The 26456-nt window shown below is 64.1% G+C and carries 27 protein-coding genes; 10 read left to right on the top strand and 17 right to left on the bottom strand.

The features are described 5' to 3' along the window. The coding region (locus PA6_RS16060) for an ATP-dependent nuclease (RefSeq protein WP_021701994.1) at positions 1 to 1505 on the top strand (1505 nt) is incomplete at its 5' end. Beyond that, entirely contained in the window at positions 1502 to 3169 is a 1668-nt protein-coding gene (locus tag PA6_RS16065; protein WP_021701995.1) for a UvrD-helicase domain-containing protein, read from the top strand. The genes PA6_RS16060 and PA6_RS16065, both read left to right, overlap by 4 nt. Positions 3170 to 3402: 233 nt before the next feature. On the opposite strand, the gene PA6_RS22845 is transcribed toward PA6_RS16065, so the two are convergent. Beyond that, positions 3403 to 4122 (bottom strand): response regulator transcription factor, encoded by a 720-nt coding sequence (locus tag PA6_RS22845; protein ID WP_081672164.1) that lies wholly within the window; start codon positions 4120 to 4122, stop codon positions 3403 to 3405. Positions 4123 to 4479: 357 nt separating this feature from the next. Between PA6_RS22845 and PA6_RS16070 the strand changes: the two genes are divergently transcribed. Together PA6_RS16070 and PA6_RS16075 are read left to right on the top strand one after the other, a co-directional pair. Next, positions 4480 to 4878, top strand: a complete 399-nt coding sequence (locus tag PA6_RS16070; RefSeq protein ID WP_021701996.1) for a hypothetical protein — start codon at positions 4480 to 4482, stop codon at positions 4876 to 4878. A 69-nt stretch (positions 4879 to 4947) separates the two neighbouring features. After that, positions 4948 to 5676, top strand: a complete 729-nt coding sequence (locus tag PA6_RS16075) for a hypothetical protein (RefSeq protein ID WP_021701997.1) — start codon at positions 4948 to 4950, stop codon at positions 5674 to 5676. Positions 5677 to 5722: 46 nt separating this feature from the next. On the opposite strand, the gene PA6_RS16080 is transcribed toward PA6_RS16075, so the two are convergent. From PA6_RS16080 to exbB, 6 genes are all read right to left on the bottom strand, one after another. After that, positions 5723 to 7132 carry an aminoacyl-tRNA deacylase and HDOD domain-containing protein gene (locus PA6_RS16080; protein ID WP_021701998.1) on the bottom strand — a complete coding sequence of 470 codons (1410 nt, stop codon included), beginning with the start codon at positions 7130 to 7132 and terminating at the stop codon, positions 5723 to 5725. Between the two features lie 102 nt (positions 7133 to 7234). Continuing rightward, on the bottom strand, positions 7235 to 9310 hold the full coding sequence (gene recG, locus PA6_RS16085; RefSeq protein ID WP_021701999.1) for an ATP-dependent DNA helicase RecG: 2076 nt from the start codon (positions 9308 to 9310) through the stop codon (positions 7235 to 7237). Then, positions 9307 to 10239 carry a hydrogen peroxide-inducible genes activator gene (locus PA6_RS16090; RefSeq protein WP_021702000.1) on the bottom strand — a complete coding sequence of 311 codons (933 nt, stop codon included), beginning with the start codon at positions 10237 to 10239 and terminating at the stop codon, positions 9307 to 9309. The genes recG and PA6_RS16090 overlap by 4 nt, the downstream gene beginning before the upstream one ends. Before the next feature lie 81 nt (positions 10240 to 10320). Continuing rightward, complete coding sequence (locus PA6_RS16095) at positions 10321 to 11034, bottom strand: energy transducer TonB family protein (RefSeq protein ID WP_021702001.1); 714 nt, start codon at positions 11032 to 11034, stop codon at positions 10321 to 10323. After that, on the bottom strand, positions 11031 to 11456 hold the full coding sequence (exbD, locus tag PA6_RS16100) for a TonB system transport protein ExbD (RefSeq protein WP_021702002.1): 426 nt from the start codon (positions 11454 to 11456) through the stop codon (positions 11031 to 11033). Before exbD ends, PA6_RS16095 begins: the two co-directional genes overlap by 4 nt. A gap of 3 nt (positions 11457 to 11459) precedes the next feature. Next, a complete protein-coding gene (exbB, locus tag PA6_RS16105) occupies positions 11460 to 12524 on the bottom strand; it encodes a tonB-system energizer ExbB (protein WP_021702003.1) in 1065 nt (354 codons plus the stop codon). Positions 12525 to 12697: 173 nt separating this feature from the next. On the opposite strand from exbB, the gene PA6_RS16110 reads away from it, so the two are divergent. Beyond that, positions 12698 to 13570: an SDR family oxidoreductase gene (locus tag PA6_RS16110; protein WP_021702004.1), complete on the top strand. Its 873-nt coding sequence runs from the start codon at positions 12698 to 12700 to the stop codon at positions 13568 to 13570. Here PA6_RS16110 and PA6_RS16115 read toward each other — a convergent pair. From PA6_RS16115 to PA6_RS16145, 7 genes are all read right to left on the bottom strand, one after another. Next, the gene (locus PA6_RS16115; protein WP_021702005.1) at positions 13546 to 13911 is read right to left on the bottom strand and encodes a hypothetical protein; all 366 of its coding nucleotides are present in this window, start codon (positions 13909 to 13911) and stop codon (positions 13546 to 13548) included. The genes PA6_RS16110 and PA6_RS16115 overlap by 25 nt on opposite strands. Further along, a complete protein-coding gene (locus tag PA6_RS16120; protein ID WP_021702006.1) occupies positions 13911 to 14639 on the bottom strand; it encodes a hypothetical protein in 729 nt (242 codons plus the stop codon). The genes PA6_RS16115 and PA6_RS16120 overlap by 1 nt, the downstream gene beginning before the upstream one ends. Before the next feature lie 5 nt (positions 14640 to 14644). Next, positions 14645 to 15025, bottom strand: a complete 381-nt coding sequence (locus PA6_RS16125; RefSeq protein ID WP_021702007.1) for a RidA family protein — start codon at positions 15023 to 15025, stop codon at positions 14645 to 14647. A gap of 40 nt (positions 15026 to 15065) precedes the next feature. Continuing rightward, positions 15066 to 17174: a bifunctional GTP diphosphokinase/guanosine-3',5'-bis pyrophosphate 3'-pyrophosphohydrolase gene (spoT, locus tag PA6_RS16130; protein WP_021702008.1), complete on the bottom strand. Its 2109-nt coding sequence runs from the start codon at positions 17172 to 17174 to the stop codon at positions 15066 to 15068. A gap of 63 nt (positions 17175 to 17237) precedes the next feature. Beyond that, complete coding sequence (gene rpoZ / locus PA6_RS16135) at positions 17238 to 17504, bottom strand: DNA-directed RNA polymerase subunit omega (RefSeq protein ID WP_021702009.1); 267 nt, start codon at positions 17502 to 17504, stop codon at positions 17238 to 17240. A gap of 105 nt (positions 17505 to 17609) precedes the next feature. Then, positions 17610 to 18230: a guanylate kinase gene (gene gmk, locus PA6_RS16140; protein ID WP_021702010.1), complete on the bottom strand. Its 621-nt coding sequence runs from the start codon at positions 18228 to 18230 to the stop codon at positions 17610 to 17612. Between the two features lie 39 nt (positions 18231 to 18269). Next, the gene (locus tag PA6_RS16145; RefSeq protein WP_021702011.1) at positions 18270 to 19133 is read right to left on the bottom strand and encodes a YicC/YloC family endoribonuclease; all 864 of its coding nucleotides are present in this window, start codon (positions 19131 to 19133) and stop codon (positions 18270 to 18272) included. 156 nt (positions 19134 to 19289) lie between these two features. Here PA6_RS16145 and rph point away from each other — a divergent pair, with 156 nt between their 5' ends. The 3 genes from rph to PA6_RS16160 are packed head-to-tail and all read left to right on the top strand — an operon-like array spanning position 19290 to position 21393. Further along, the gene (rph, locus tag PA6_RS16150) at positions 19290 to 20009 is read left to right on the top strand and encodes a ribonuclease PH (protein WP_021702012.1); all 720 of its coding nucleotides are present in this window, start codon (positions 19290 to 19292) and stop codon (positions 20007 to 20009) included. Between the two features lie 24 nt (positions 20010 to 20033). Then, entirely contained in the window at positions 20034 to 20399 is a 366-nt protein-coding gene (locus tag PA6_RS16155) for a DUF4870 domain-containing protein (RefSeq protein WP_021702013.1), read from the top strand. 58 nt (positions 20400 to 20457) lie between these two features. Then, entirely contained in the window at positions 20458 to 21393 is a 936-nt protein-coding gene (locus PA6_RS16160; protein WP_021702014.1) for a DUF808 domain-containing protein, read from the top strand. A gap of 22 nt (positions 21394 to 21415) precedes the next feature. On the opposite strand, the gene PA6_RS16165 is transcribed toward PA6_RS16160, so the two are convergent. Continuing rightward, the gene (locus PA6_RS16165) at positions 21416 to 22195 is read right to left on the bottom strand and encodes an exodeoxyribonuclease III (RefSeq protein ID WP_021702015.1); all 780 of its coding nucleotides are present in this window, start codon (positions 22193 to 22195) and stop codon (positions 21416 to 21418) included. Positions 22196 to 22551: 356 nt separating this feature from the next. On the opposite strand from PA6_RS16165, the gene pyrE reads away from it, so the two are divergent. After that, on the top strand, positions 22552 to 23193 hold the full coding sequence (gene pyrE, locus PA6_RS16170) for an orotate phosphoribosyltransferase (protein WP_021702016.1): 642 nt from the start codon (positions 22552 to 22554) through the stop codon (positions 23191 to 23193). A gap of 22 nt (positions 23194 to 23215) precedes the next feature. Next, positions 23216 to 23827 carry a hypothetical protein gene (locus PA6_RS16175; RefSeq protein WP_021702017.1) on the top strand — a complete coding sequence of 204 codons (612 nt, stop codon included), beginning with the start codon at positions 23216 to 23218 and terminating at the stop codon, positions 23825 to 23827. An 18-nt stretch (positions 23828 to 23845) separates the two neighbouring features. Here PA6_RS16175 and argB read toward each other — a convergent pair whose 3' ends face one another. Together argB and algC are read right to left on the bottom strand one after the other, a co-directional pair. Continuing rightward, positions 23846 to 24754: an acetylglutamate kinase gene (argB, locus tag PA6_RS16180; RefSeq protein WP_021702018.1), complete on the bottom strand. Its 909-nt coding sequence runs from the start codon at positions 24752 to 24754 to the stop codon at positions 23846 to 23848. A 24-nt stretch (positions 24755 to 24778) separates the two neighbouring features. Beyond that, positions 24779 to 26185, bottom strand: coding sequence for a phosphomannomutase/phosphoglucomutase (gene algC / locus PA6_RS24020; protein ID WP_217997224.1), 1407 nt, complete (start codon positions 26183 to 26185; stop codon positions 24779 to 24781). Between the last annotated feature and the right edge of the window lie 271 nt (positions 26186 to 26456).

Below are 26456 nucleotides of genomic sequence, written 5' to 3' on the forward strand. Positions count from 1 at the left end.
CCGCAAATGACGAGCCTGTATCGAAACAGGCGGTTCCAAAACGGCATCGTGACACAATCCATCTCCACTACCTCCCAGCCAAGCGCGATCCTTCCGATCACGTCGCCTACGGCGCAACAGCCCTTCTGGGGCGGCTCCTACGAGCTGCCAACTGGACTGAAGACCGAGAGACGGTAAAGGATCTCACAGAGCAAATTACTGACTGCCTTGTTGAGAACGAGTCAGTTAAAACACTGAGCGATAGCCTCACCACTGCTTGGCAGCGTCTGCACAAGGGGGACTTCTTTGCATCGCCCCGCCTGACGTTTGAGAACTCTGAGATCGAAGCATTACTTCGGCACCTCACTGTCTCCTTCAGCCCTGGCCATGGAGAAAATCAGGTTGACTTTGCACGCCTGAGTGATGGGCAGAAGTCCATGCTGTACCTCTCGCTGGTCCTGTCAGCACTCACGATAGGGCGTGATGTGAGGTCGGGAGAGAACAAGGCTTTCGATCCCCATAAATTGAAACCGCCGGCATTCACCATCCTCGCGGTGGAAGAGCCGGAAAACAGCCTTTCGCCACATTACCTCGGCCGCATCGTCAACTCGCTGAAGTCCTCAGTCGACGTGGATGCCCAAGCACTGATAGCCACTCAAGCGCCCTCTATGCTGCGGCGGGTTGAGCCTGAAAACATCCGGTACCTGCGACTGAATGGAGATCGGCGCACCCAAGTCACAACTATTCAGCTACCTCAGAAGCATACCGACGCTTACAAGTTTGTTAGGGAGGCGGTGCAGGCGTTTCCTGAGATCTATTTCGCTCGACTGGTGGTGCTGGGGGAAGGTGATAGCGAAGAGATCGTACTGCCCAGAATCCTTCAGGCGAAGGGGGCACCTGTCGATGAATTTGCTGTTGCAATTGCCCCGCTCGGTGGTCGCCATGTGAACCACTTTTGGCGGTTGCTCTCAGCGATCGGAACTCCCTACATCACGCTCCTTGACCTTGATGTCGGCCGCCATCAGGGCGGGTGGGGACGCGTGAAGTACGTCAGGGACCAGCTTGCTCAGTATGCTCCTGAAAATAACCTACCCGCTGGCTGGCCTTACCATGAATGGAACGATCCCAACACGCCTGTACGAACCCATAACTGGTTCGAGAGTGGAACAGTAAGCCTCTTCAACGAGCTCGAAAAAAGGAGCGTTTTCTTCTCCGACCCCTTGGATCTGGACTTTGCAATGCTGTGTGCCTTCCCACAGGCATATGAGGCTGAAGCCATCGCAGCAACCCCAAAGAGCCACACCAAGGTCTTAGGAGATAGCCATTTCAATCCCGACCAATACGACGAAGATGAACAGAGCTTGTTCGAGGCTTACCACAAGCTTTTCAAGTTGAGCAGCAAGCCTGCAGCCCACTTGGGCGCGCTAGGAAGGCTCACTGATCAGGAGCTTCTTGATGGCCTGCCTGAGTCGCTGGATCGGCTCGCAGATAAAGTTATCGAACGGCTCGATGAGTCACCGGAATGATCAAGCCTGAACGCTGGGTTCCCTCCCCAGGAATTCGACTGGAGAGAAATGCGTGGGAGGCTATCCGGGAGCGAGAAGAGTCAGTAGTGCTTACTGCTGGTCCTGGTGCAGGCAAAACAGAAGTACTTGCGCAGCGAGCGGACTTTCTTCTACGTACGAACTCCTGCCGCTACCCGAAACGCATACTTGCCGTCTCGTTCAAGACCGATGCCAGTCGGAATCTCAAACAGCGGGTTCAGCTTCGCTGTGGCTGGGATTACTCGTCACGCTTCGACAGCGTTACCTTTCATGGCTTTGCGAAGAGGATCATTGATCGGTTCCACCCAATTTTGGTGGATGAGGCGTTGAGCCAAGACTACGAAATTGGTCCACAGTACATCCGAGGCAAACAGATCACCTTCAATCATCTGCTCCCGCTTGCCCTTCGGATCGTGAAAGAGAGCGTGATCGCCCGCAATGCAATACGTCAGTCCTATTCACATGTGTTCCTTGACGAATTCCAAGACTGCACTGCAGACCAATACGAACTGATAAAACTGCTGTTCCACGGTACACCAGCGATCCTGACCGCTGTAGGAGATACCAAGCAGACCATCATGGGTTGGGCAGGCGCACTTGAAGGAATCTTCAAAACTTACGCTGACGACTTTGGTGCCCGCCCTCTGCGCCTGTTCTTGAACTTCCGGTCCCAGCCAGCCCTTCTGCGGATGCAGAATGACGTCATTCGGGAGATTGAGGCTGATGCGGTGATGCCGGAAGATCTTGCCAAGGGTGATGGGGGGGAGATTTTGGCGGGGCGTTTCCCAAATGCCGCGGAGGAAGCGCAGGCTGTAGCGAACCTTATTCAGCGCTGGATTTCTCAGGAAGGCATACCACCTAGTCAGATCGCCGTTTTGATGCCTCGTCAGATTGAAGAGTACGGCGAATTCCTAATGTTTCGACTCACTGAGTTGGGAATCGCTCATCGCAACGATCACAACCTTCAGGATCTCCTGAAAGAGCCGGCAGTCAGCCTTGTAGTCGACTACCTCACTTGCCTGTACGGCCAGGAGCAAGCAGAAGCATGGTCTCGATTAATGGACCACTTCACCCCGTTCGAGGACGACGACAGCCGAAGCAGTGCCCAACGGATCTTCGAAGAGACCTATCGTGAGCACCTGAAGAAAGTTAAGCAAGAGCGCAAAACAGCGAATCCATATGCCTCATGGTGGGATATGGCCAATGAATTCCTCAAAAAACTAGGCTTCTCGTCCGTCAGTGCACTCTCCGCCGACTACCGCTCCAAGGCTCGTCTGTTAGAGATTGTTCGCGAAGTTCGTGAGCGCATCAGAGGGCTACTGGCTACAGAGCCAGATTTACTCAGAGCATTGGCACGGCTTTCTGACGATTCGGCAGTTCGGTTCCTAACCATGCATAAAAGCAAAGGTTTGGAGTTTCATTCGGTAGTTGTGCTTGGCGTCGAGCAACAAACGTTCTGGGGGCAACTCGACCAAGAGCGATGCGTGTTCTTTGTTGGAATCTCTAGGGCCAAAAACCGGCTTGTGCTTACAACTGCGGATTACAGGCCATGGCCAAAGAACGCAAGAAGATGGGATGAGCATCGAGCTCCGCATGCCGAGTTTGTGAGCCATGTTGTGCGCCATCTCACCAAGCAGCACTTCTAATTATTAAATTCCCGCTCACGCTGTGGAGGAGGCTTGGAAATAAAAAACCAAAGCCAGCTCGGATTATGCGGTCAGACCCAAACCAGAATTCCTTATTGGTAGTGGGAGGCCTTAAAATTCGCCGAGAGTAAGCGTAGATGTAACGACTCTTACCCGCTCTATGCCATTGGGGATATGTTCCTCATCCGTATTTGAATATTTGCCGCGAATTTTAGCTGAGGCCGAGTGGGCTTTCAGTCCGATGGCTCGCATTCTGGGATTTGGACTCTGTATCCACATCCCCGAACGTTTTTGATGCGTACATCACTGCCAGCATCTCGCAAGCTCTTGCGCAATCGATAAATCGTAGACTTGATAGTCGTATCATCGCTTGATTTGCATTCTTTCTGAGCATCAAGTGCAGCAATAATTAGATCTTGATGGACTACTCGAGGCGCATGTTTGGCTAGTGTAAAGAGTATTTGATGTTGCCTTTTCGGAAGCCTCGACGTTGATCCGCCAATAGTGAGCGTCCCTTTTTTGTCGCAAAGTGTCATGCTGCCTATAGACGTAATAGATCCTAGATTCTTCGGTTTTATTATGGCGGCGATGCGCTTTGCAATAACCTCAATTTTGAATGGCTTAAGCAAGTAATCATCAATCTTCGGGTTGAAGGTTTTATTATTAATGATCAGTGAATTAGCTTGCGCCAAAATAATGCATGGGGTGTCTTTGTTTATAGTTGAGCACCTGATTATTAAAGGGGCTTCGGATAAAAAGTCTGGCGCGTCACCATTAAAAACCATCGCCGAGAACTTTGATGTATTCATGACGATTGTGGCTTGCTTGCAGCTTTCTGTCTCTGTTACCTCGTAGCCAAACTTCTCAAGGCAGGTTCGAATATGTGAGCGCAGTGCCGGGTGATCGTGAGCGACAAGGATTTTGATCGAAATGAGTTTTGCAATAGCTGTCATTTTTGGGCGGCGAAAGGATACATGGAGACGATTTTGACATGCCGGGTAGAAGCACCTGAGGGTGTTTTCGCCCGAAGGGGCAAGCTTTTTTCTATAAAATGAAACGAATGTTCTGCTTGATCAAAAGAATTCTCAACGGTGAGCTGATCTGGTGGGGGGTGGCGGTGTTTCAAAAAATGAAACGGTATTTCTCAATGGTTATTGAAAGACGCGGTCAACTGAGCACGTCCCGGCCCGGAGCCGCGCGGCTCCGGGCCACTCCCCTCCGCGCGTAAACCGCCCGTTTGACGGGATGTAGTGCGCCGCGCCATCCGCTACAATGCGCCGCCGATTTCATTACCCTCGAGGCTGCGTGCCATGAAATTCCGCTTTCTCCTCTGGATGCTGGGCCGTCTGATGGCCAAGGCCAGCCGTACCAATGCCGAATTCCAGCAGCAGCTGGAGGGCAAGGAACTGGTGTTCCAGCTGCATACCCTCGACGGCAAGGTTGCCCGTCACTACCGGATCAAGGACAAGCGCGTCACCAGTCATGCCGGCGTGGCCCGCGAGCCGGCCTTCGCCATCGGCTTCAAGGACGCTCTCTACGGTTTCGCCACCATGAACGCCAAGAACAAGCAGCTGGCCTTCATGCAGGGCATCCAGAACAAGGACATCCAGATCCAGGGCAACCCGGCGCTGGTGATCTGGTTCCAGGGCCTGCTCAAGCACGTGGTGCCGAAGAAGAAAAAGAAGACCGAGGTCAAGAAAGCGGCCTGAGCCGCTTTCCCGCGCTGGTCTGCCGCCCGCCGCCTGGTTAGGCTGGGTCTTTGCCACGGAACCTTCGTCATGCGCCTGTCTCACCTTCTGTTCGCTGCCCTGCTCGCCCTGGCCGGCCCCGCGCGTGCGGCCGATAACACGCTGGAGCGTGTGCTGGAGCTGTCCGGTGTCAAACTGCTGTGCGAACAGACTGCGCCGCTGCTGCAGCGCGGCATGCAGGCCGAGCAGCAGAAGGCGCTGGAGCAGGCCTTCGCGGCTGCGCCGCTGTGTCGCGATCTGGCGGCCAGGGTGGCCAAGCAGGTCAAGCGCGAGCAGCTTGATGCCGCGCTGAAACTGCTCGACAGCCCGCTGGCGCGGCATTTCACCGCCGCCGAGCGGGCCGTGGGCGAGGATGGTGGTCTGCCCGCCTACCGCCAGCAGCTGCAGGAGCGCCCGCCGCTGGGCAAGCGCCTGGAGCTGGTGCAGCGCCTGGACGAGGCCGCGCATACCACCGAGCTGGCTACCCTGCTGCGCTACGAGGTGGGCAAGACCCAGGCCCTGCTGGCGCTGCGCGCCCGTGGTGGCGACCTCGACGAGAAGTCCCTGGCCGAGCAGACGGCGGCCCAGCTGCCGCCGCTGCGCGAGTCCAGCGCCAAGGGTATCGAGGCCTTCATGCTGTACGCCTACCGGCAGACGCCCAGTGAACAGCTGGCCGAGTACGCCGCGCTGTACGAGCAGGCGCCGCTGCGGGCCGTGCTGGAGGCCAGTGCGCAGGCACTGCCCGAGGTCTTCGCGGCGCGGCGAGCCAAGCTCAAGTAAGCAAAAAGGGACCCTCGGGTCCCTTTTTTCATGCCTGGCGCGGCACTCAGTGCGGGTGGTTGAACTGCGAGGCCAGCTCGCGCAGCGCGGCTTCGGCCTGCAGCACCTTGTCCAGTGCGTCTTCGGCCTTGTCGCGGGTCAGCCCGAGGCGCTCGAACAGTTCATCGGGCAGCTCGTGTTGCGGACCGCTGCCGATGCCGCGGCTGCGCAGCAGGTTGACCGCCAGGCACACCAGGTTCGGGTAGGCGGCGTGGGCGCCGTCGTAGCTCGGGTCATGCTGGAAGCGCAGGGCGGTGGCCAGCTCTTCCGGCATGTCCCAGAAACGCATCAGCCAGGCGCCGATCTGCTCGCGGGTGATGCCCAGCAGGTGCTGCTCGATATAGCCGGTGCCCAGGTGCGGGTTGACTTCCAGGTGCCGGCAGATCAGCGAGAAGTGCGGCGGGAACACGTGCGCCAGGACCAGGTAGCCGAAGTTGTGCAGCAGGCCGGCGAGGTAGGTCAGGCCGGCTTCCGGGCGCTGCGCGCGCGGCATGGCGCGGGTCAGGCCCTCGATGATGGCGGCGGTGTAGATTGCCTGCTGCCAGTAGGGGGTGGCCTGCTGCGGCTGGTCCTTGGGCAGGCTGAGGGTCTTGCCCAGGGCCAGGCCGAGAGCCAGGTTGATCACCAGGTCGAAGCCCAGCACGCGCACGATGGCGTCTTCCACCGAGCGGATCTTGCCCGGCGCCGCGTAGTAGGGCGAGGCGGCCCAGCTGACCACCTGAGCGGCCAGCGCCGGGTCGGTCTCGACCACGCCGGTGATGTCATCCACGGTGGCGTCCGGGTCGACGCGCAGCTTGATGATCTTCTGCGCGGTTTCCGGCAGCGGCGGGATCTCGATGGTTTCTTCCAGGCGCTGCTGGATGCGCCGGGCGGTGAAGGCCTGCACGGCCTGGGTGATTTCGGCGCGGTCGTCATCCGGACGGTCCAGGTTCGGGCGGATGCTGGCCAGCGGCTCACCGAAGCGCGCGGCGCTGGCCTTGGCCAGCAGGATGCTCTTGTAGTGCTCGCTGCCGATCTCCAGCAGCACGCCCGGCTGGCCGGATTCCACCAGCAGGCTGGGCTCCTGCAGCAGGCGCTCGTCGTACAGGCAGGGCGAGCTGGTCAGCGGCGGCAGTCCCGGCAGCACGCCGAGGCTGTGTTTGGACAGCATGCGCTCCATGCGCTCGGGCTTGACCGCGGTGAGCTTGCGCCCGGTCAGCTCGGCCAGGCGATTGAGGTCGAGCAGCTGGTTCTGCGGGAACAGCACCAGCAGGGCGCCGACCGCGTCGTCCAGCAGCGCGGCCTGCACGCGGCGGCTGGCGGCCAGGGCTGGGTGATCAGGGCGGATGTGGCAGGGTACGCCGAGCTTCTCGAGGAGTTGCAGGATCACCGCCGGCGGACGCGGGGCGGTATCGGGGACGAGGGCGACTTCGGTCATGGGCGACATCCGGCAGGGACTACTTATCTGGGAGTATAACCAGCGCCTCGTGGGGTTCGCTCGGCCGCCGGACGGGCGACCAACGGCAGTGTGTGCGCTACGTCACACTTGGCCGTACTGCTGGCCATGGCGCAACCAGCGCTCCAGCAGCGGGCTGACGTGCTGCGGCCAGCGTGCCAGCAGCTCTTGCGCCGCTTCGCGTACGGCCGGCAGCAGGTCGGCATCGCGCATCAGGTCGGCCACCTTGAATTGCAGCAGGCCGGTCTGGCGGGTGCCGAGCATCTCGCCGGGGCCACGCAGTTCCAGGTCCTTTTCGGCGATGACGAAACCGTCGCAGGTCTCGCGCATGATGCTCAGGCGTTCGCGGCCGAGCTGCGACAGCGGCGCATGGTAGAGCAGCACACAGTGGCTGGCGGCGCTGCCGCGGCCGACCCGGCCGCGCAACTGGTGCAGCTGGGCCAGGCCGAGGCGCTCGGGGTTCTCGATGATCATCAGGCTGGCGTTGGGCACGTCGACGCCCACCTCGATCACCGTGGTGGCGACCAGCAGCTGCAGCTCGCCGCGCTTGAACTGGTCCATCATCGCGGCCTTCTCGGCGGGTTTCATGCGCCCGTGGATCAGCCCGACGCGCAGCTCGCCCAGCGCGCTGGAGAGCTCCTCGAAGCTGGTCTCCGCCGCCTGGCAGGTGAGTTCCTCGGATTCCTCGATCAGCGTGCACACCCAGTAGGCCTGGCGCCCCTCGCGGCAGGCCAGACGCACGCGCTCGACCACCTCGAGGCGGCGGCTGTCGGCGATCACCAGGGTATTCACCGGGGTGCGCCCGGGCGGCAGTTCGTCGAGGATCGAGGTATCCAGATCGGCGTAGGCGCTCATCGCCAGGGTGCGCGGGATGGGCGTGGCTGTCATGATCAGCTGGTGCGGGCACAGGCGCCCGTCGATACCTTTCTGCCGCAGTGCCAGGCGCTGCTGCACGCCGAAGCGGTGCTGTTCGTCGATGATCACCAGGGCCAGTTTCTGGAAGCGCACTTCGTCCTGGAACAGCGCGTGGGTACCGACCACCATCGGGCAGCCGCCGGCGATCTGTTCCAGCGCCGCCGCGCGGGCCTTGCCCTTGAGCTTGCCGGCCAGCCAGGCGACCTCCAGGCCCAGTGGCTGCAGCCACCTGCTGAAATTGAGGAAGTGCTGCTCGGCGAGGATCTCGGTCGGCGCCATCAGCGCCACCTGGTAGCCGGCCTCCAGTGCCTGCAGCGCGGCGAGTGCCGCCACCACGGTCTTGCCTGCGCCGACATCGCCCTGCACCAGGCGCAGCATCGGCTCGCTCTGGCTGAGGTCGTAGGCGATCTCGGCGCCGACGCGCAGCTGAGCGCCGGTGGGGGCGAAGCCGAGGTTGGCGAGGAAGCGCTGCGGCAGCGTCTGCGCCCTCGGCAGGACCGGCGCCTGCTGCGCGCGCACCTGCTCGCGCAAGCGCTGCAGCGACAGCTGGTGGGTCAGCAACTCCTCGAAGGCCAGGCGGTGCTGGGCCCAGTGACGGCCCTCGGCCAGCTCGTCGAGATCGGCATCCGGCGGCGGGCGGTGCAGGTAGCGCAACGCTTCGTCGAGCGCACCGAGTTGGTAGTCGCGGGCCAGCTCGGCCGGTAGCCAGTCCGGCAGGCTGTGCGGGCCAAGGCGGGCCAGGGCCTGCTGGCTGAGCTGGCGCAGGCGCTGCTGGGTCAGGCCTTCGGTGGTCGGGTAGATCGGCGTCAGGGTCTGTTCTACCGGGGCCGGCTCGTCGCCGCTCTGCGCGCGGTATTCCGGGTGGTAGATCTCCAGGCCGGTGGCGCCGGGGCGGATCTCGCCGTAGCAGCGCAGCGCGGTGCCGCGCTTGAGGCCGTCCTTCTGTGCCTGGCTGAAATGGAAGAAGCGCAGCGACAGGGTGCCGGTGCCATCCTGCAGGCGCACCAGCAGGCTGCGGCGGCGGCCCATGGCCACGTCAGCGCCGGCCACCACGCCCTCGACCACTGCGTCCTGCCCCGGGCGCAGGGCGCCGATGGGGGTGATGCGGGTGCGGTCCTGGTAACGCAGCGGCAGGTGGAACAAAACGTCCTGCAGGGTTTCCAGGCCGACCTTGGCGAGTTTCTCGGCCAGCGCGTCACCCACGCCCTTCAGCGCGGTGACCGGGACCTGGGCCAGCTCGGTCATGCCGGCAGGGCTTCACCCTGCGGGCGCGCCACCGAGCACAGGCGGATCGAGTCGGCCAGCACTTCGATGGCCTTGGGCCGCGGGAAGCTGGCGCGCCAGGCGATGGCGACGGTGCGGAACGGCGCCGGCGGCGTCAGCGGGCGCACCTCGATCACGCCGGGGGCGTAGTGGTGGCTGTCCACTGCGGAGAACGGCAGGATCGAGATGCCCAGGCCCGAGGCGACCATATGGCGGATGGTCTCCAGCGAGCTGGATTCCACCGTGGTGTGTTTGGCCGCGTCCTCGCCGCCCTTGCGCAGGCTCGGGCAGGCTTCCAGCACCTGGTCGCGGAAGCAGTGGCCCTCGCCGAGCAGCAGCAGGCTTTTGTCGTTGAGCAGTTCGGTGTCGATGCTTTCACGCGCGGCCCAGGGGTGGCCGGCCGGCAGCAGGGCGAAGAACGGCTCGTCGTACAGCGGCTTGGTCAGTACGTCGGCTTCCTGGAACGGCAGGGCGATGATGATCGCGTCCAGCTCGCCGGTGCGCAGCTTGTCGCGCAGGATATGGGTGAAGTTTTCCTCGATGTACAGCGGCATCTGCGGCGCCACCCGGTGCAGCTGGGGAATCAGGTGCGGGAACAGGTAGGGGCCGACCGTGTAGATGGCGCCGATCTTCAGCGGTGCGGTCAGCTGGTTCTTGCCGGCCTGGGCCAGTTCGCGGATGCCCTGGGCCTGCTCCAGCACCTTCTGCGCCTGGGTGACGATGCCTTCGCCGACCGGGGTCAGGCGCACCGCGCTCTTGCTGCGCTCGAAGATCAGCACGCCGAGCTCGTCTTCCAGTTTCTTCACCCCCACCGACAGGGTCGGCTGGCTGACGTGGCAGCGCTCGGCGGCGCGGCCGAAGTGCTGTTCCTGGGCGAGGGTGACGATGTAGCGCAGCTCGGTGAGGGTCATAGGTAAATTCCATTGAGATGCCGGCAAGCATAGCGACTGTATTCAATGGAACCAAGGCGCATGCAACGATGCGCCCGGCGTTCAGCGGGTGAGGGTGAAGTTCAGCGGGTAATCGATGGTCATGCGGTTGCCGCTCAGCACCTTGGCCGGTGGCGGCGGTACCGGGCTGGCCTTGCGCAGCTGGCGTTGCACGTCGCGGTCGAAGGAGCTGCGCGCGGTCGACTGCTTCACTTCGCTGGCGAGAATGCGGCCCTGGGCATCGATGGTGAAGTTGACCAGCAGCGCATGCTTGCTGCCCGGACGGTTGAAGCGCCGCTCACGGTCCGGGTAGTGCAGGCGTTTGCTCAGGTAAGCCTGCAGTTTGGCCATCCACAGGGCACGTTCGCGGTCGATCTCGCCCTGGCTGGTCTGCTGCTGTACCGGCGCGCGCACCGGCGCCGCGCTGGTCTCCTGGCTGGCCACCTTGGGCGCCTCCGGCTGCGGCTTGACCTCCGGCTTGGGCGGCTGCGGCTTGGGTTTGACCTGCGGCTTGGGCTTGACGATGGCCAGCTTGGGCTCTGGCGCTTCGACTACCTCGGGAATGGGCTCCGGCTCCGGCTCGGCCACCGGCTGCGGCGGTGTCGGCTGCGGCGGGGCGACCAGCGGCTCCAGCTCGATCAGCATCGCCGCCGGTTCCAGCAGCACTGGCGTGAGCGCCGGCTTCCACAGCAGGGCCAGGTAATAGAGGCCGGCATGCAGGCCGAGCACGGCGAGCAGGCTGACAGCCCACAGCGGCAGGCGACGCGCTGGGCTCATTGCTTGCCGACCGTTTCCAGGCCGACCAGGCCGATCTTCAGGTAACCGGCGCCGCGCAGGTTGTCCATCACGCTCATCAGGTCGGCATAGTCCACGCCCTTGTCGCCACGGACGAAGATGGTCTTCTGCTTGTCGCCGGCGGTCAGGCGGTCCAGCGCCGCGCCGAGCTGCGCCGGGTCGATCTGCTGGTTGTCCAGGTACAGGCTGGTGTCTTCCTTGATGCTCAGGTACACCGGCTGGTCCGGGCGCGGTACCGGTTTGGCGGTGGAGGCCGGCAGGTCGACCTTGACGTCTACCGTGGCCAGGGGCGCGGCGACCATGAAGATGATCAGCAGTACCAGCATCACGTCGATGAAGGGCGTGACGTTGATCTCGTGGTTTTCCTGGAGGTCGTCACCGCCCTCGTGCAGATGCAGCCCCATGGGTCATACCGCCTTGGCGATCGGCGCCTGGGCGCGCTCGGGGGCGGGCTGGTCGAGGTCGCGGCTGACCAGCAGCAGGACCTGCGCCGAGGCATCGGCGACCTGGGCCTTGTAGCCGGCGATGGAGCGGGCGAAGACGTTGTAGATGACCACGGCCGGAATGGCCGCGACCAGGCCCAGGGCGGTGGCCAGCAGGGCCTCGGCGATGCCCGGGGCAACCACGGCGAGGTTGGTGGTCTGCGACTCGGCGATGCCGATGAAGCTGTTCATGATGCCCCACACGGTGCCGAACAGGCCGACGAAGGGCGCGGTGGAGCCGATGGTGGCGAGCACGCCGGTGCCCTGGCTCATGCTGCGGCCGCTGGCGGCGACCAGGCGTTCGAGGCGGAAGCTGACGCGCTCCTTGATGCCTTCCTTCTCCTTGCAGCCGGCGGACAGACGCAGTTCTTCGCGAGCGTCCTCGATCAGCAGGGCACTGAAACTGTGCTTGGCGCGGGCCTGCTCGGCGGCCTGGTTGAGCGTGCGCGCGCCCTTCAGGTCGGGCAGCTCGCGCTGCAGGCGACGGCGGGCGACGAGCAGTTCCAGGCCCTTGGCGATCCACACGGTCCAGGTCAGGATCGACGCCAGTACCAGGCCGATCATCACGCCTTTCACCACGCGGTCGGCGTTCTGGTACATGCCCCAGGGCGACAGGTCGTGTAGCACCTCGTCCTCGGCGGGGACTTCGGCCTGCAGCGCCTGCACGGCAGCCAGCAGCTGCTCGGCGTCCGCACCGGCGATGCCGTTCTGCTGCAGGAACGCCTGGCGGGCGGCCTCGATCTGCTCAGCGCTGGCCTGTTCACCCAGGGCGTCCAGGCTGGCCTTGAGGGCCTCGGCCTGCGGATGCAGCGCCGGCGTGGCAGGCAGCGCCTGCGTGGTGTCGGCCTGCGCGCTGGCCGCGGTGGCGGCAACTGGCGCCTGGGCGGTTGGCGCGGCCTCCTCGGCAAGCGCGCCGAACGGCAGCAGCAGGCCGAACAGCAGGGCAGTCAGGGAAAGACGGGAGGGGGCGCGGAGGGCGGTAGAATTCATGCTGGCCGGACCTGAAATAAGGGAGCATCGGACGAGGGAAGCGGAGCCCTGCGTGCAAATCGGCGTGTATTATTGCAAGTAATTCTTGTTTGTGAAAGAAACAATGTAACTTTTTGGCCCGCCCGTGCTCAGGTGCGGAAGCGCTCCCCCACTTTCCAAGGTAGAACCTTTTCATGCCCAAGACCCTGATGATTGCTGGCTGTGGCGATGTCGGCAGCCGCCTGGCGCGTAGCCTCGAGCCGAGCGGCTGGACCCTGTACGGCCTGCGGCGTGATGTCGCGCAGTTGCCGGCAGGCGTGCTGCCGGTGGCGGGCGACCTGCAGCAACCGGCCTGCCCGCCGGCGTGGCCGCAGGGGCAGCTCGACTATCTGGTGTATTGCGTGGCGGCCAGCCAGCACGACGAGGCCGGCTACCGCAGTGCCTATGTCGAGGGGCTGCGCCATGTGCTGGCCTGGCTGGTCGAGCGCGGCCAGCGCCCGCAGCGCCTGCTGTTCGTCTCCAGCAGTGGCGTGTATGCCCAGGCGGACGGCGAATGGGTCGACGAGCAGTCGCCGGCCGAGGCCAGCAGCTACTCGGGGCGGGTGATGCGCGAGGCCGAGCAGCTGGCACTGGACAGCGGCCTGCCGGCAACCCTGGTGCGCCTGACCGGCATCTACGGCCCCGGTCGCCAGTGGCTGCTCAACCAGGTGCGCCAGGGTTACCGGGTCGCCAGCGAGCCGCCGCTGTATGGCAATCGTATTCATGCCGACGATGCGGCGGGCCTGCTGGCCTTCCTGCTGCAGGCCGATGCCGCCGGCACGCCGCTGGCCGACTGCTACCTGGGCGTGGACGACGCGCCGGCGCCGCTGCACGAGGTGGTGGGGTGGCTGCGTGAGCAGCTGGGCGTGAGCCACTGGGCCGAGCAGAGCAGCGTGCGCCGCGCCGGCAGCAAGCGCTGCAGCAACGCCCGCGCCCGCGCGCTGGGCTGGGTGCCGCAATACCCCAGTTATCGCGAGGGTTATGCGGCGGTGCTGGCGGGCGCTCAGTCGTCGCTGCGCCCGTCGTAGCGGCCGCTGGCGTCGTAGTGGCGGCCGTCCGGATCGGTACGGCCCTGGTAGCGTCCGGAATCGTCGTAGTGGCGGCCATCCTGATCCTGGCGCCCGACATAGCGGCCGCTGTCGTCATAGCGGCGGCCGTCGTCATCGGTGCGGCCGGTATAGCGTCCGGAAGCGTCGTACTGGCGGCCGTCGGCGTCGGTGCGCCCGGTGTAGCGCCCGGAGCTGTCATAGGCGCGGCCGTCGTCGTCGGTGCGTCCCAGGTAGCGTCCGCTGTCGTCGTAATGGCGCTGCTCGGCCTGTACGGGCAGGCCCGCCAGCAGCAGGCAGAGCAGGAACAGGGCGCGCGGCATCAGTCGCGCTCGAGCAGCCAGGCCAGGCGCCCGGGGTGCAGGTCCGGTACTTCGTCCACGGTGGCGCGGTTGATCGCCCGGAAGATGCGCAGCTCGTCGCCGTCGCGCTGGAACAGCCAGGGCGCGCCCTGCTGGCCCAGCTGCAGCCACAGGCTGTCGTGCTCGCCGGTCATCGCCGCGCAGTCGCCGGCCAGGCACAGCGCATAGCGCTCGGCGCCGGGCAGGCCCTCCAGGCGGCCGTCCGGGTGGAACAGCACCAGGCCGCCTTCGCCGACGCCCTTGCGGATCTTCCATTCGCCGCCCAGGTAGGCGTCGTACAGCGCCCACTCGAAGCTGCTGCCGATCGGCGCCCCGGCCTCGGCCGCGTGGGCCGGGCGGGCAAAGTGCTGCTCCGGGCCCTGGGTGCTGGCCTGCTGCACCAGCTGCTGGCCCTGCAGGGTCAGCACTTCGTGGTGCTCGCCCGGGTAGTCGACGCGCCACTGGCGCTCCGCGCCGGCCCCGAGGCGACCCTGCGGCGCCTCGAAGCCGTTGCTGTAGGTGGCCAGCCCCTGGCGGCTATCCAGCTGCCATTCGAGGTTGGGGCCGTAGGCCAGCAATGCCTCGCGCAGCGGGCCACCCTGGCGGGCGGCCTCGATGATCGACTGGTTGATCCAGGTACCGTCCGGGTTGGCGGAACCCGCACAGCCGCTCAGCAGGGCGGCAGCCAGGAGAGGGAGCAGGTGGCGCATGGCGCTTATTCGATGACCAGGATGCCGTCCATTTCCACCTGCGCGCCGCGCGGCAGGGCGGCCACGCCGATGGCGGCGCGGGCCGGGTAGGGCTGCTCGAAGTAGCGGCCCATGACCTCGTTGACCTTGGCGAAGTGCGACAGGTCGGTGAGGAAGATGTTCAGTTTGACCACGTCCTTGAACGAGCCGCCGGCGGCCTCGATCACTGCCTTGAGGTTCTCGAACACCTGCACGGTCTGCTCCTCGAAGCCCTGCACCAGTTCCATGGTCTTCGGGTCCAGCGGGATCTGGCCCGACAGGTACACGGTGTTGCCGGCCTTGATCGCCTGGGAATAGGTGCCGATGGCGGCGGGGGCGTTGGGCGAAGTGATGACGGTCTTGCTCATGGACAACTCCAATAGGCTTTTCTTGTTGGGGCCGCGCGCCTCAGGCGCGCATGCGGGTGATGCGGATCACGCCCTTGAGGGCACGCAGCTTCTTGATGACGCGCGCCAGGTGCACGCGGTCATGCACGCTGATGACCAGTTGGACCACGCTGATGCGGCCATCGCGCTCGTCCATGCCGATCTTCTCGATATTGCCGTCGGCGGCATTGACGCTACTGGCGAGCAGGGCAATCAGGCCGCGCTGGTGTTCCAGCTCGACGCGCAGCTCGACGTTGAATTCGCCGGCGACATCCTTGGCCCAGTTGAGCTGGATGCACTTCTCAGGATTGTGGCGGATGTCGGCGATGTTCTTGCAGCTGTCCAGGTGCACCACCATGCCCTTGCCGGCGGACAGGTGGCCGACGATCGGGTCGCCGGGGATCGGCGTGCAGCACTTGGCGTAGCTCAGCACCAGGCCCTCGGTACCGCGGATGGCCAGCGGGCCGTCGGAGCTTGGCGCGCTCTCGCCGCTCTCGGCCAGCAGGCGGCGCGCCACCACGTAGGCCATGCGGTTGCCCAGGCCGATGTCTTCCAGCAGGTCCTCGAGCACATCCAGGCGGTATTCGCCCAGCACGGCCTGGATACGCTCCGGGGCGATCTTCTCCAGGTGGCTGTCGAAACCGGTGAGGGTCTTGTTCAGCAGGCGCTCGCCGAGGCTGATCGACTCCGAACGGCGCTGCAGCTTGAGCGCATGGCGGATGTGCGTGCGTGCCTTGCCGGTGACCACGAAGTTGAGCCAGGCCGGGTTCGGCCGCGCGCCGGGGGCGGTGACGATTTCCACCGTCGAGCCGCTCTCCAGGGCCTGCGACAGGGGCGCCAGGCGGCGGTTGATACGGCAGGCGATGCAGCTGTTGCCGACATCGGTGTGCACCGCGTAGGCGAAGTCGACCGCGGTGGAGCCTTTCGGCAGCTCCATGATGCGGCCCTTGGGCGTGAACACGTAGACCTCGTCCGGGAACAGGTCGATCTTCACGCTCTCGATGAATTCCAGCGAGTTGCCGGCGCGCTGCTGCAGTTCGAGGATGCCTTTGACCCACTGGCGGGCGCGGGCGTGGCTGCCCTTGGGCTGCTCGTCCTCGGCGGACTTGTACAGCCAGTGCGCGGCGATGCCGTTGTTGGCCAGCTCCTCCATCTCGCGGGTGCGGATCTGGATCTCGATGGGCACGCCGTGCATGCCGAACAAGGTGGTGTGCAGCGACTGGTAGCCGTTGGCCTTGGGAATCGCGATGTAGTCCTTGAAGCGGCCGGGCAGGGGTTTGTACAGGTTGTGCACGGCGCCGAGCACGCGGTAGCAGGTGTCGACCTTGTCGACCACGATGCGGAAGGCGTACACGTCCATGATCTCGTTGAACGCCCGGCGCTTGCCGCGCATCTTCTTGTAGATGCTGTAGAGGTGCTTCTCGCGGCCGATCACCTCGCCCTGCATGCCTTCGCGCTGCAGGCAGGCGGTGATCGATTCCTCGATCTTGTTGACGATTTCCTTGCGGTTGCCGCGCGCGCGCTTGACCGCCGTGCGGATGCGTTCGGAACGCATCGGGTACATGGCCTTGAAGCCTAGGTCCTCGAACTCCACGCGCATGCTGTGCATGCCCAGCCGGTTGGCGATGGGGGCGTAGATTTCCAGGGTTTCCTTGGCGATGCGCCGGCGCTTCTCGCCGGCCAGCACTTCCAGGGTGCGCATGTTGTGCAGGCGGTCGGCCAGCTTGACCAGGATCACGCGGATGTCGCGCGCCATGGCCATGGCCATCTTCTGGAAGTTCTCGGCCTGCGCCTCGGCCTTGGTCTGGAAGTCCATCTGGGTCAGTTTGCTGACCCCGTCGACCAGCTCTGCGACGGTTTCGCCGAACTGGGAATGCAGGGCTTCCTTGGCGATGCCGGTGTCCTCGATCACGTCATGCAGCATGGCGGCCATCAGGCTCTGATGGTCCATGTGCATGTCGGCGAGGATGCTGGCAACGGCGAGCGGATGGGTGACGTAGGCCTCGCCGCTGCGGCGGCGCTGCCCGTCGTGGGCCTGCTCGGCGTAGAAGTAGGCGCGGCGGACCAGGTTGACCTGATCCGCGGCCAGGTAGGTCGAGAGTCGCTCGGCGAGGGTGTCTATGCTCGGCATGGGTGTGCCCCCTGCCGTGCTGGTATTGAACCCGGTGCCGCGAGACTTCGACCAGGCATGGGCTTACAGAGGCTCGTTGGCCTCTTCCTCGAAGGCGGCGGCGAACAGCGGCTCTTCCTCGACCAGGTCTTCCTGGGCCACGAACTCGGCATCGACCAGGCCAGCGGCGATTTCACGCAGGGCGACCACGGTCGGCTTGTCGTTTTCCCAGGCGACCTTCGGCTCTTTGCCGCCGGTGGCCAGTTGACGGGAACGCTTGGTGGCCAGCATGACCAGCTCGAAGCGGTTGTCTACGTTCTCCAGGCAGTCTTCAACGGTAACGCGGGCCATGGTGTTCCTCGTGGCAAATAGCAAATAAGGCTGGGCCCGGATGGGCGAGCGGACTGAATAGTCTAAAAAATCACCAGCATTAAGGAAAGGATTTTCGGTGGCCGGTCAGGCCAGCAGTTCGCCCAGCAGGCCGGCGTGGCGTTTGGCCTGCTGCTCGGCGTGCAGCTGGTTGGCGCGGAAAATCGCCTTGAGATCGTCCAGTGCGTGGGCGAAATCGTCGTTGATCACCAGGTAATCGTACTCCACGTAGTGGCTCATCTCGCTGACCGCGTCGCGCATGCGCCGTTCGATGATCTCGCCGCTGTCCTGGCCGCGGTTGGTCAGGCGGTGGCGCAGGGCTTCCTGGGTCGGCGGCAGGATGAAGATCGACTTGGCCTGTGGCATCAGGTGGCGTACCTGCTGGGCGCCCTGCCAGTCGATCTCGAGGATTAGGTCGAAGCCTTCGGCCAGGGTCTGCTCGATCCACGTCTGCGAGGTGCCGTAGAAGTTGTCGAACACCTGCGCGTGCTCGAGGAACTCGCCGCGCTCGACCATGGCGCCGAAGATTTCGCGGCTGACGAAGTGGTAGTTGACCCCGTCGACCTCGCCCGGACGCATGGCGCGGGTGGTGTGCGAGACGGACACGCGAATGCGCGACTCGCTGTCGAGCAGGGCCTTGACCAGGCTGGTCTTGCCGGCGCCGGACGGCGCGGAAACGATGTAGAGGGTGCCGGTGGTGACGGTCATCTTGCTGTCCTGGTGAGGCGTTGGCTCAAGCCTAGCGGCTTATTCGATGTTCTGGACCTGTTCGCGCATCTGCTCGATCAGGACCTTGAGGTTGACGGCGGCCTGGGTGCTGCGCGGGTCGAAGGCCTTGGAGCCGAGGGTATTGGCCTCGCGATTGAGTTCCTGCATGAGGAAGTCCAGGCGTCGGCCGGCGGCGCCGCCGGCCTTGAGCACGCGGCGCACTTCGGTGACGTGGGTGCTCAGGCGGTCCAGCTCCTCGGCCACGTCGCTTTTCTGCGCCAGCAGCACCAGCTCCTGCTCCAGACGCTGAGGGTCCAGTTCGGCCTGCAGCTCGGCGAAGCGTGCCTCGATCTTCTGCCGCTGGTTGCCCAGCATCTCCGGGATCAGGACGCGCAGGGTGGCGACCTCCTCGAGGATGTTGTCCAGGCGCTCGTTGAGCAGTTTGGCCAGCTCGGCCCCTTCACGGGCGCGGCCGCTCTTCAGCTCGCCCAGGGCCTGCTCGAACAGCTGCAGGGCGGCGGCGTTGAGCGCCTGCGGGTCGGCAGCGTCGGCCACCAGTACGCCCGGCCAGGCCAGCACTTCCAGGGGATTGAGCGGTGCCGGCTGGCGGATCAGTGCGGCCACCTGCTCGGCTGCATCAATCAGCTGGCGCGCGCGTTCGCTGTCGATCTGCAGGCTCGTGCTGCGGCTCTCCTCGGCGAAGCGCAGGGTGCACTCGACCTTGCCGCGCGACAGGCCCTGGCGCAGGGCTTCGCGCACCGCACCTTCGAGGTCGCGGAAGGCCTCCGGCAGGCGCAGGTGCGGCTCCAGATAGCGGTGGTTGACCGAGCGCAGCTCCCAGCTCAGGGTGCCGTGTGCCGCGGCCGACTCGACGCGGGCGAAGGCGGTCATGCTGTGCACCATGGGGGAACCTCGTGGAATGACGAATGAGGCGCGGGATTGTAGCGCAGTGCGACCACCGGCCCAATCTGGCGTGTCGCGCCGTCCATGGCGGCCCTATAATGCCGGCAGGTTTGGGCGCCCGCGCCCGAGATTTCCGTTTTCTACAGGTATCAGCAGATGAAACGTCCCAGCGGCCGTGCTTCCACCCAGTTGCGTTCCGTGCGCATCACTCGCAACTACACCAAGCACGCCGAGGGTTCGGTGCTGGTCGAGTTCGGCGATACCAAGGTCATCTGCACCGCCAGCGTCGAGGCCGGCGTGCCGCGCTTCCTCAAGGGGCAGGGCCAGGGCTGGCTGACCGCCGAGTACGGCATGCTGCCGCGTGCCACCGGTGAGCGTAATGCCCGCGAAGCCAGCCGCGGCAAGCAGGGCGGACGCACCCTGGAGATCCAGCGCCTGATCGGTCGCTCGCTGCGCGCCGCGCTGGACATGAGCAAGCTGGGCGAGAACACCATCTATATCGACTGCGACGTGATCCAGGCCGACGGCGGTACCCGCACCGCCTCCATCACTGGCGCCATGGTGGCGCTGGTCGACGCGCTGAAGGTGCTGAAGAGGCGCGGCGCGCTGAAGGGTGAGCCGCTCAAGCAGATGGTCGCCGCCGTGTCCGTGGGCATCTACCAGGGCGAGCCGGTACTGGATCTGGACTATCTGGAAGACTCGGCTGCCGAGACCGACCTCAACGTGGTGATGACCGACGCCGGTGGTTTCATCGAGGTGCAGGGCACGGCCGAAGGCGCCCCCTTCCAGCCGGAAGAGCTGAATGCCATGCTGGCGTTGGCCCAGCAGGGCATGCGCGAGCTGTTCGAGCTGCAGCGCGCCGCCCTGGCCGACTGAATTATCCAACCCGCGGAGAGCCCCATGGAAGAGCAGAACCTCAGCCCCACCCCGAGCCCGGAAGCCCGCCAATGGGCGATGTTCTGCCACTTTGCGGCCTTTGCCGGCCTGCTGGTTCCCTTCGGCAACCTGCTTGGCCCGCTGGTGGTCTGGCAGCTCAAGCGCGACTTCGACCCCTTCGTCGATGATCAGGGCAAGGAGGCGCTGAACTTCCACATTACCGTCTCCATCGCCGCGCTGGTGTGCATGCTGCTGGCCCTGGTGGTCATCGGCTTCCTGCTGCTGCCACTGCTCGGCCTGGCGGCCCTGGTGCTGACCATCATCGCCGGGATCAAGGCCAACGAGGGCCAGACCTACCGCTACCCGCTGTGTTGGCGGCTGATCAAGTGATACGACGGCCCCGCTTGCGGGGCCTTTTTCTGCAACCACTCATATAAGGAAATCGGAAGTGGCTGGAGCCAGTCTGTTAACTCTGCTCGATGATATCGCCAGTGTGCTGGACGACGTCTCGGTAATGACCAAGGTCGCGGCGAAGAAGACCGCCGGCGTACTCGGCGACGACCTGGCGCTGAACGCCCAGCAGGTCACCGGGGTCAAGGCCGAGCGCGAGTTGCCGGTGGTCTGGGCGGTGGCCAAGGGCTCGCTGATCAACAAGCTGATCCTGGTGCCGGCGGCCCTGCTGATCAGTGCTTTCGCGCCCTGGCTGGTGACGCCGTTGCTGATGCTCGGTGGCGCTTTCCTGTGCTTCGAGGGCTTCGAGAAACTGGCGCACAAGTTCCTCCACAGCAAGCAGGAGGATGCCCAGCATCACGCTGAGCATGTGCAGGCGCTGAATGATCCGGCGGTGGACATGCAGGCGTTCGAGAAGGACAAGATCAAGGGCGCGGTGCGCACCGACTTCATCCTGTCTGCCGAGATCATTGCCATCACCCTGGGCGTGGTGGCCGAGCAGGCCTTCATGCAGCAGGTCATTGTGCTGTCCGGCATCGCGCTGCTGATGACAGTCGGCGTGTACGGCCTGGTGGCTGGCATCGTCAAGCTGGATGACGCCGGCCTGTACCTGAGTCAGCGAGCCAGCGCCGCGCTGCAGAGCCTGGGACGCGGTATTCTGTGGCTGGCGCCCTGGCTGATGAAGCTGCTCTCGGTGGTGGGTACCGCGGCCATGTTCATGGTCGGTGGCGGCATCCTGACCCACGGCATCCCGGGCGCCCACGCGCTGATCCATCACTGGGTCGAGGCTGTAGGCGCAATTGCGGCGGTCGGTAGCGTGCTGGCCGTGCTGACGCCGACGCTGATCGATGCCGTGTTCGGCGTGCTGGTGGGCGCGCTGGTGCTGGTGCTGGTGAGCGTGGCGGGCAAGGCCTGGGGCGCGTTGCGCGCCTGAGGCCTTGAGCCGAGCTGGCTGCTTAGACGCTGAGCAGCCAGTCGTAGTCGACGATCAGCGGCGCGTGCTGGGAGAAGCGCGGCTGACGCGGCAGCTTGGCGTTGCGCACGATGCGGCGCATGCCGGGCGTGAGCAGCTGATAGTCGAAGCGCCAGCCGAGGTTGAGCATCTCCGCCTGCTCGCTGTCCGGCCACCAGCTGTATTGCTCGCCTTCACGGCTGACTTCGCGCAGGGCATCGACATAGCCCATGGTGCCGATCACTTCGTCCAGCCAGGCACGTTCCGGCGCGAGGAAGCCCGGCAGTTGCTGGCTGTCGCGCCAGTTCTTCACATCCAGCTTCTGGTGCGCAACATACAGCGAACCGCAGTAGATGTACTCGCGGCGCTTGCGACGCTGCTTGTCCAGGTAGCCGGTAAAGTCGTCGATGAACTTGAACTTGTGGTTCAGGCTCTCGTCGCCGCCCTGACCGGACGGCAGCAACAGGGTGGCAATGCTCACCTTGTCGAAATCGGCCTGCAGATAACGTCCGTAACGGTCGGCCATCTCGAAGCCGAGGCCGTGGATCACCGCCTTGGGTTGCAGGCGCGAGTAAAGCGCCACGCCACCCTGGGCAGGCACTTCGGCATCGGCCGCATAGAGAAAGTAGCCATCCAGCTGATAGGCCGGATCGTCCAGTTCGAAGGAGGAGACTCTTGTATCCTGCAGGCAGATCACGTCGGCATTCTGGGCCTGCAGCCAGCTGAGCAAACCTCGCTCGACTGCGGCCTGAATACCATTCACGTTCACACTGATGATCCGCATAAATGGCCCCCAAAAACACCTGCGTGTATGATACCCGAGCTCATTCCCATTAGCTAAATTCATAGGGTCTGTTGGCGTTTTTTCGCGGCCGCGACGGAGCCGGTTTTTGCACGGAGCCAGGCGCGAGACACGAAGTGTGGTCGTCTAAATGAGTCGTCGAACAACGACGAGCCGTGCAAGAACCGGCCCGTCCCAGCGGGTTGCGCGTCAAATGGCGCCATGCGTTGTTGCGGGACTTGCCAATGGATCGCCATTGCCTGCGCCCCGCGCCTAGCCTGGCGCCATTTGACGCGGCAACGCGGCTCGTGAAAAAACGCCAGCAGACCCTAGTAAATCCGTGCCGTACGGAGCTTTGCATGCAGGCGTATCAACGCGAATTCATCCGTTTTGCCATCGAACGCGGCGTGCTGCGTTTCGGTGAGTTCACCCTCAAGTCCGGGCGTACCAGTCCCTACTTCTTCAATGCCGGCCTGTTCAACAGCGGCCTGGCGCTGGCCAAGCTCGGACGCTTCTATGCGTCCGCTCTGATGGAGGCTGGTGTCGACTTCGATGTGCTGTTCGGCCCGGCCTACAAGGGCATTCCGCTGGCTGCCGCCACTGCCGTGTCGCTGGCCGAGCAGCATGGTCGCGACCTGCCCTGGTGTTTCAACCGCAAGGAAGCCAAGGACCATGGCGAAGGCGGCACCCTGGTGGGCGCACCGCTGGCTGGGCGAGTAATGATCGTCGACGACGTGATCACCGCCGGCACCGCGATCCGCGAAGTGATGCAGATCATCCAGGGCCAGGGCGCTCAGGCCGCTGGCGTGCTGATCGCGTTGAACCGCCAGGAGCGCGGCCAGGGCGAGCTGTCGGCGATCCAGGAAGTGGAGCGTGACTACGGCATGCCGGTGATCAGTATTGTGTCGCTGGAGCAGGTACTGGATTATCTGGCGGGCGATGCCGAGCTGAAGAAACACCTGCCGGCGGTGGAGGCCTACCGCGCGCAGTACGGCATCTAGCCCAACAGAACAGGTGTTTCACATGCTCAGACAATCGGTCCTAGGTTTGCTGCTTATTGCGACAGCTGTAGCTCCCGCCGCTGCTCAGCCTTCGCAACAGAAGACTGCTGTCCCGACCGAACTCTATCGGTATACGGACAAGAACGGGCGCGTGGTCCTTGATCGCTTGGGGGTGCCCCCCGAGTATGTTTCTCAGGGCTATGAGGTACTCAACGATAAGGGGCGTGTGATCCGTGTTGTGCCGCCGGCGCCGAGTCTGGAAGAGCGCCAGCGCCAAGCCGAAGAGAAGGCCAAGGCCAGCTCCGATGCGCAGTTGCTGCGCATTTACTCCGAGCCTGCGGATGTTGATCGTGCGCTGGAGCGCAAACTGGCAGAGTTGGATGGCCTGATTTCCGTAGCGCAGAGCAATCTGCATTCACTGCGTACTCAACAGGCTAACCTGCAGGCCAAGGCAGCCGATTTCGAGCGCTCCGGTGGCCAGGTGCCAGAACACCTGCTGGTGCAGATCGACAACCTCAAGGTCGAGCAGGCCGGCGTCGAGAAGGACATCAAGCGCTACCAGGCCAGTCGCAAGGAGGCCGAGGCCTCCTTCGCCGCCGATCGTGCGCGCCTGGTGGAGCTGCGCGGCGAGTGACCCCGCCGCGCAACGCCATCAGTGATGGCGCTTGCGATTGGTGATCAGGGTACCGACGCCGCTGTCGGTGAAGATTTCCAGCAACACCGCATTTGGTACGCGACCGTCGATGATGTGCGCGCTGGTCACGCCGCCTTGCACGGCCTCCAGGGCACAGCGGATCTTCGGCAGCATGCCGCCGTAGATGGTGCCGTCGGCGATCAGCTCATCCACCTGCTCGGTGGTCAGGCCGGTCAGTACCTCGCCCTGCTTGTCCATCAGGCCGGCGATATTGGTCAGCAGCATCAGCTTCTCTGCCTTCAGCGCCTCGGCCACCTTGCCGGCCACCAGGTCGGCGTTGATGTTGTAGGACTCGCCATCGGCGCCCACGCCGATCGGTGCGATCACCGGGATGAAGTCGCCCTTGACCAGCATGTTCAATAGCTCGGTATTCACGCCGGTGACTTCGCCGACGTGGCCGATGTCGATGATTTCCGGCTGAGTCATCTCCGGCGTCTGGCGGGTCACGGTGAGTTTCTTCGCGCGGATCAGCTCGGCGTCCTTGCCGGTCAAGCCGATGGCGCTGCCGCCATGGCGGTTGATCAGGTTGACGATGTCCTTGTTGACCTGGCCGCCGAGGACCATCTCCACCACGTCCATGGTCTGCGCGTCGGTGACGCGCATGCCATCGATAAAGTGGCTTTCAATGCTGAGTCTCTTGAGCAGGTCGCCGATCTGCGGGCCGCCACCATGCACCACCACCGGATTGATGCCGACCGCCTTCATCAGCACGATGTCGCGGGCGAAACCTTCCTTCAGCTCGTCGCTTTCCATGGCGTTGCCTCCGTACTTGATCACCAGGGTCTTGCCGACGAAACGACGGATATAGGGCAGCGCTTCGGACAGGACCTTGGCGACTTGGATGGCGGCATCACGATTGAGGGTCATGGTGGAACGGACTCCGAAGGCGGATCAGAACGGCAGGTTGAGGTCGGGGGCGACGTTGTACAGCTGGGCGCGGAAGACTTCCTTGATGCGCGTGAGCTCTTCTTCGGTCTCCGCCTCGAAGCGCAGCACCAGTACCGGTGTGGTGTTGGAGGCGCGCACCAGGCCCCAGCCCTTGGGATAGTCGACACGCACGCCGTCCAGGGTGGTCAGGTTGGCTTCGCCCCATACGCCGTCGCGCTGCAGGCGGTCGATCAGGCGGAACTTGCTCTCGTCGGTGACGTTGACGTTGATTTCCGGCGTCGAGATGTCCAGCGGGAAGGCGGAGAACACGTGCTCGGCGTCGCGGCGGTCCTGGCTGAGGATTTCCAGCAGGCGCGCGGCGCTGTAGATGCCGTCGTCGAAACCGAACCAGCGCTCCTTGAAGAACACGTGGCCGCTCATCTCGCCGGCCAGCAGGGCACCGGTCTCCTTCATTTTCTTCTTGATCAGCGAGTGGCCGGTTTTCCACATCACCGGGCGACCACCATAGCCGCTGATCAGCGCGCCGAGGCGGCGGGTGCACTTGACGTCATAGATGATGTCGGCGCCGGGGTTACGCGATACCACATCTTTGGCGAACAGCATCATCAGGCGGTCCGGGTAGACGATGGTGCCGGTATTGGTCACCACGCCGACGCGGTCGCCGTCGCCGTCGAAGGCCAGGCCCAGGTCGGCGCCTTCGGCTTTTACGCGGGCGATCAGGTCTTCCAGGTTTTCCGGCTTGCCCGGGTCCGGATGGTGGTTGGGGAAGTTGCCGTCGACCTCGCAGAACAGCGGGATCACGCTGCAGCCCAGGGCCTCGATCAGCCGGGGCGCAATCACCCCGGCCACGCCGTTGCCGCAGTCGACCACGACCTTGATCGGTTTGGCCATGGCGATGTCGTCACGGATCTGCTTGAAGTAGCGGTCGAGAATATCGATCTGCTCGACGCTGCCCACACCGCTGGCCAGGTCGTTGTTGTCGATGCGGGTCTTCAGCGCCTGGATCTGTTCGTTGGCCTGGGTGTCGCCGGCGATGACGATCTTGAAGCCGTTGTAGTCCGGCGGGTTGTGACTGCCGGTGAGCATTACGCCAGATTTGCCCTCCAGCACGTTTGTAGCAAAGTACAGTACCGGGGTCGGCACCATGCCGATGTCGGTGACCTGGCAGCCGCAGTCCAGCAGGCCCTGAATCAGCTGTTGCACCAGCTGCGGGCCGGACAGGCGGCCATCGCGGCCGACGGCGACGTTCGGTTCGCCCTGCGCCAGGCTCTCCGAGCCGATGGCGCGACCGATCCAGTAGGCCGCCTCCGGGGTCAGGGTATCGCCGACCACGCCGCGGATGTCGTAGGCGCGGAAGATGCTGGCGGGAAGTTTCGGTGGGGTCTGTACGTTCTGCACGTTGCTATCCATGAGGGGTTGCTCCAATCCCAGGAGATCCTGGTCTTCGTCGAGAATGTCGATATCGAGGATATCGGTGGCCTGGAACAGCGGGTCCGCCAACTGCGTAGGCTTGGACATCGCTGCGGGGGCAGTGATCGGGGAACTGCCGGCCTCATGTCTTGAGGCTTCTTGTTTGCTGCGCGGAATCCGCGCGAGGCTCTGCGCCAGCCCGTCGAGGGCGGCGAACTGCAGGCTGAAGGGTTTGACCGACTTGCCGCTGGAAAGCTCCTGAACCATGCCG

Source organism: Aquipseudomonas alcaligenes NBRC 14159 (genome assembly GCF_000467105.1).
Taxonomy (GTDB): domain Bacteria; phylum Pseudomonadota; class Gammaproteobacteria; order Pseudomonadales; family Pseudomonadaceae; genus Aquipseudomonas; species Aquipseudomonas alcaligenes.

Excerpts from the sequence above, each read along its gene's own strand:
- PA6_RS16065 (WP_021701995.1), top strand. The coding sequence starts at position 1,502 with ATGATCAAGCCTGAACGCTGGGTTCCCTCCCCAGGAATTCGACTGGAG.
- PA6_RS22845 (WP_081672164.1), bottom strand. The coding sequence starts at position 4,122 with ATGACAGCTATTGCAAAACTCATTTCGATCAAAATCCTTGTCGCTCAC.
- PA6_RS16070 (WP_021701996.1), top strand. The coding sequence starts at position 4,480 with ATGAAATTCCGCTTTCTCCTCTGGATGCTGGGCCGTCTGATGGCCAAG.
- PA6_RS16075 (WP_021701997.1), top strand. The coding sequence starts at position 4,948 with ATGCGCCTGTCTCACCTTCTGTTCGCTGCCCTGCTCGCCCTGGCCGGC.
- PA6_RS16080 (WP_021701998.1), bottom strand. The coding sequence starts at position 7,132 with ATGACCGAAGTCGCCCTCGTCCCCGATACCGCCCCGCGTCCGCCGGCG.
- recG (WP_021701999.1), bottom strand. The coding sequence starts at position 9,310 with ATGACCGAGCTGGCCCAGGTCCCGGTCACCGCGCTGAAGGGCGTGGGT.
- PA6_RS16090 (WP_021702000.1), bottom strand. The coding sequence starts at position 10,239 with ATGACCCTCACCGAGCTGCGCTACATCGTCACCCTCGCCCAGGAACAG.
- PA6_RS16095 (WP_021702001.1), bottom strand. The coding sequence starts at position 11,034 with ATGAGCCCAGCGCGTCGCCTGCCGCTGTGGGCTGTCAGCCTGCTCGCC.
- exbD (WP_021702002.1), bottom strand. The coding sequence starts at position 11,456 with ATGGGGCTGCATCTGCACGAGGGCGGTGACGACCTCCAGGAAAACCAC.
- exbB (WP_021702003.1), bottom strand. The coding sequence starts at position 12,524 with ATGAATTCTACCGCCCTCCGCGCCCCCTCCCGTCTTTCCCTGACTGCC.
- PA6_RS16110 (WP_021702004.1), top strand. The coding sequence starts at position 12,698 with ATGCCCAAGACCCTGATGATTGCTGGCTGTGGCGATGTCGGCAGCCGC.
- PA6_RS16115 (WP_021702005.1), bottom strand. The coding sequence starts at position 13,911 with ATGCCGCGCGCCCTGTTCCTGCTCTGCCTGCTGCTGGCGGGCCTGCCC.
- PA6_RS16120 (WP_021702006.1), bottom strand. The coding sequence starts at position 14,639 with ATGCGCCACCTGCTCCCTCTCCTGGCTGCCGCCCTGCTGAGCGGCTGT.
- PA6_RS16125 (WP_021702007.1), bottom strand. The coding sequence starts at position 15,025 with ATGAGCAAGACCGTCATCACTTCGCCCAACGCCCCCGCCGCCATCGGC.
- spoT (WP_021702008.1), bottom strand. The coding sequence starts at position 17,174 with ATGCCGAGCATAGACACCCTCGCCGAGCGACTCTCGACCTACCTGGCC.
- rpoZ (WP_021702009.1), bottom strand. The coding sequence starts at position 17,504 with ATGGCCCGCGTTACCGTTGAAGACTGCCTGGAGAACGTAGACAACCGC.
- gmk (WP_021702010.1), bottom strand. The coding sequence starts at position 18,230 with ATGACCGTCACCACCGGCACCCTCTACATCGTTTCCGCGCCGTCCGGC.
- PA6_RS16145 (WP_021702011.1), bottom strand. The coding sequence starts at position 19,133 with ATGGTGCACAGCATGACCGCCTTCGCCCGCGTCGAGTCGGCCGCGGCA.
- rph (WP_021702012.1), top strand. The coding sequence starts at position 19,290 with ATGAAACGTCCCAGCGGCCGTGCTTCCACCCAGTTGCGTTCCGTGCGC.
- PA6_RS16155 (WP_021702013.1), top strand. The coding sequence starts at position 20,034 with ATGGAAGAGCAGAACCTCAGCCCCACCCCGAGCCCGGAAGCCCGCCAA.
- PA6_RS16165 (WP_021702015.1), bottom strand. The coding sequence starts at position 22,195 with ATGCGGATCATCAGTGTGAACGTGAATGGTATTCAGGCCGCAGTCGAG.
- pyrE (WP_021702016.1), top strand. The coding sequence starts at position 22,552 with ATGCAGGCGTATCAACGCGAATTCATCCGTTTTGCCATCGAACGCGGC.
- PA6_RS16175 (WP_021702017.1), top strand. The coding sequence starts at position 23,216 with ATGCTCAGACAATCGGTCCTAGGTTTGCTGCTTATTGCGACAGCTGTA.
- argB (WP_021702018.1), bottom strand. The coding sequence starts at position 24,754 with ATGACCCTCAATCGTGATGCCGCCATCCAAGTCGCCAAGGTCCTGTCC.
- algC (WP_217997224.1), bottom strand. The coding sequence starts at position 26,185 with ATGGATAGCAACGTGCAGAACGTACAGACCCCACCGAAACTTCCCGCC.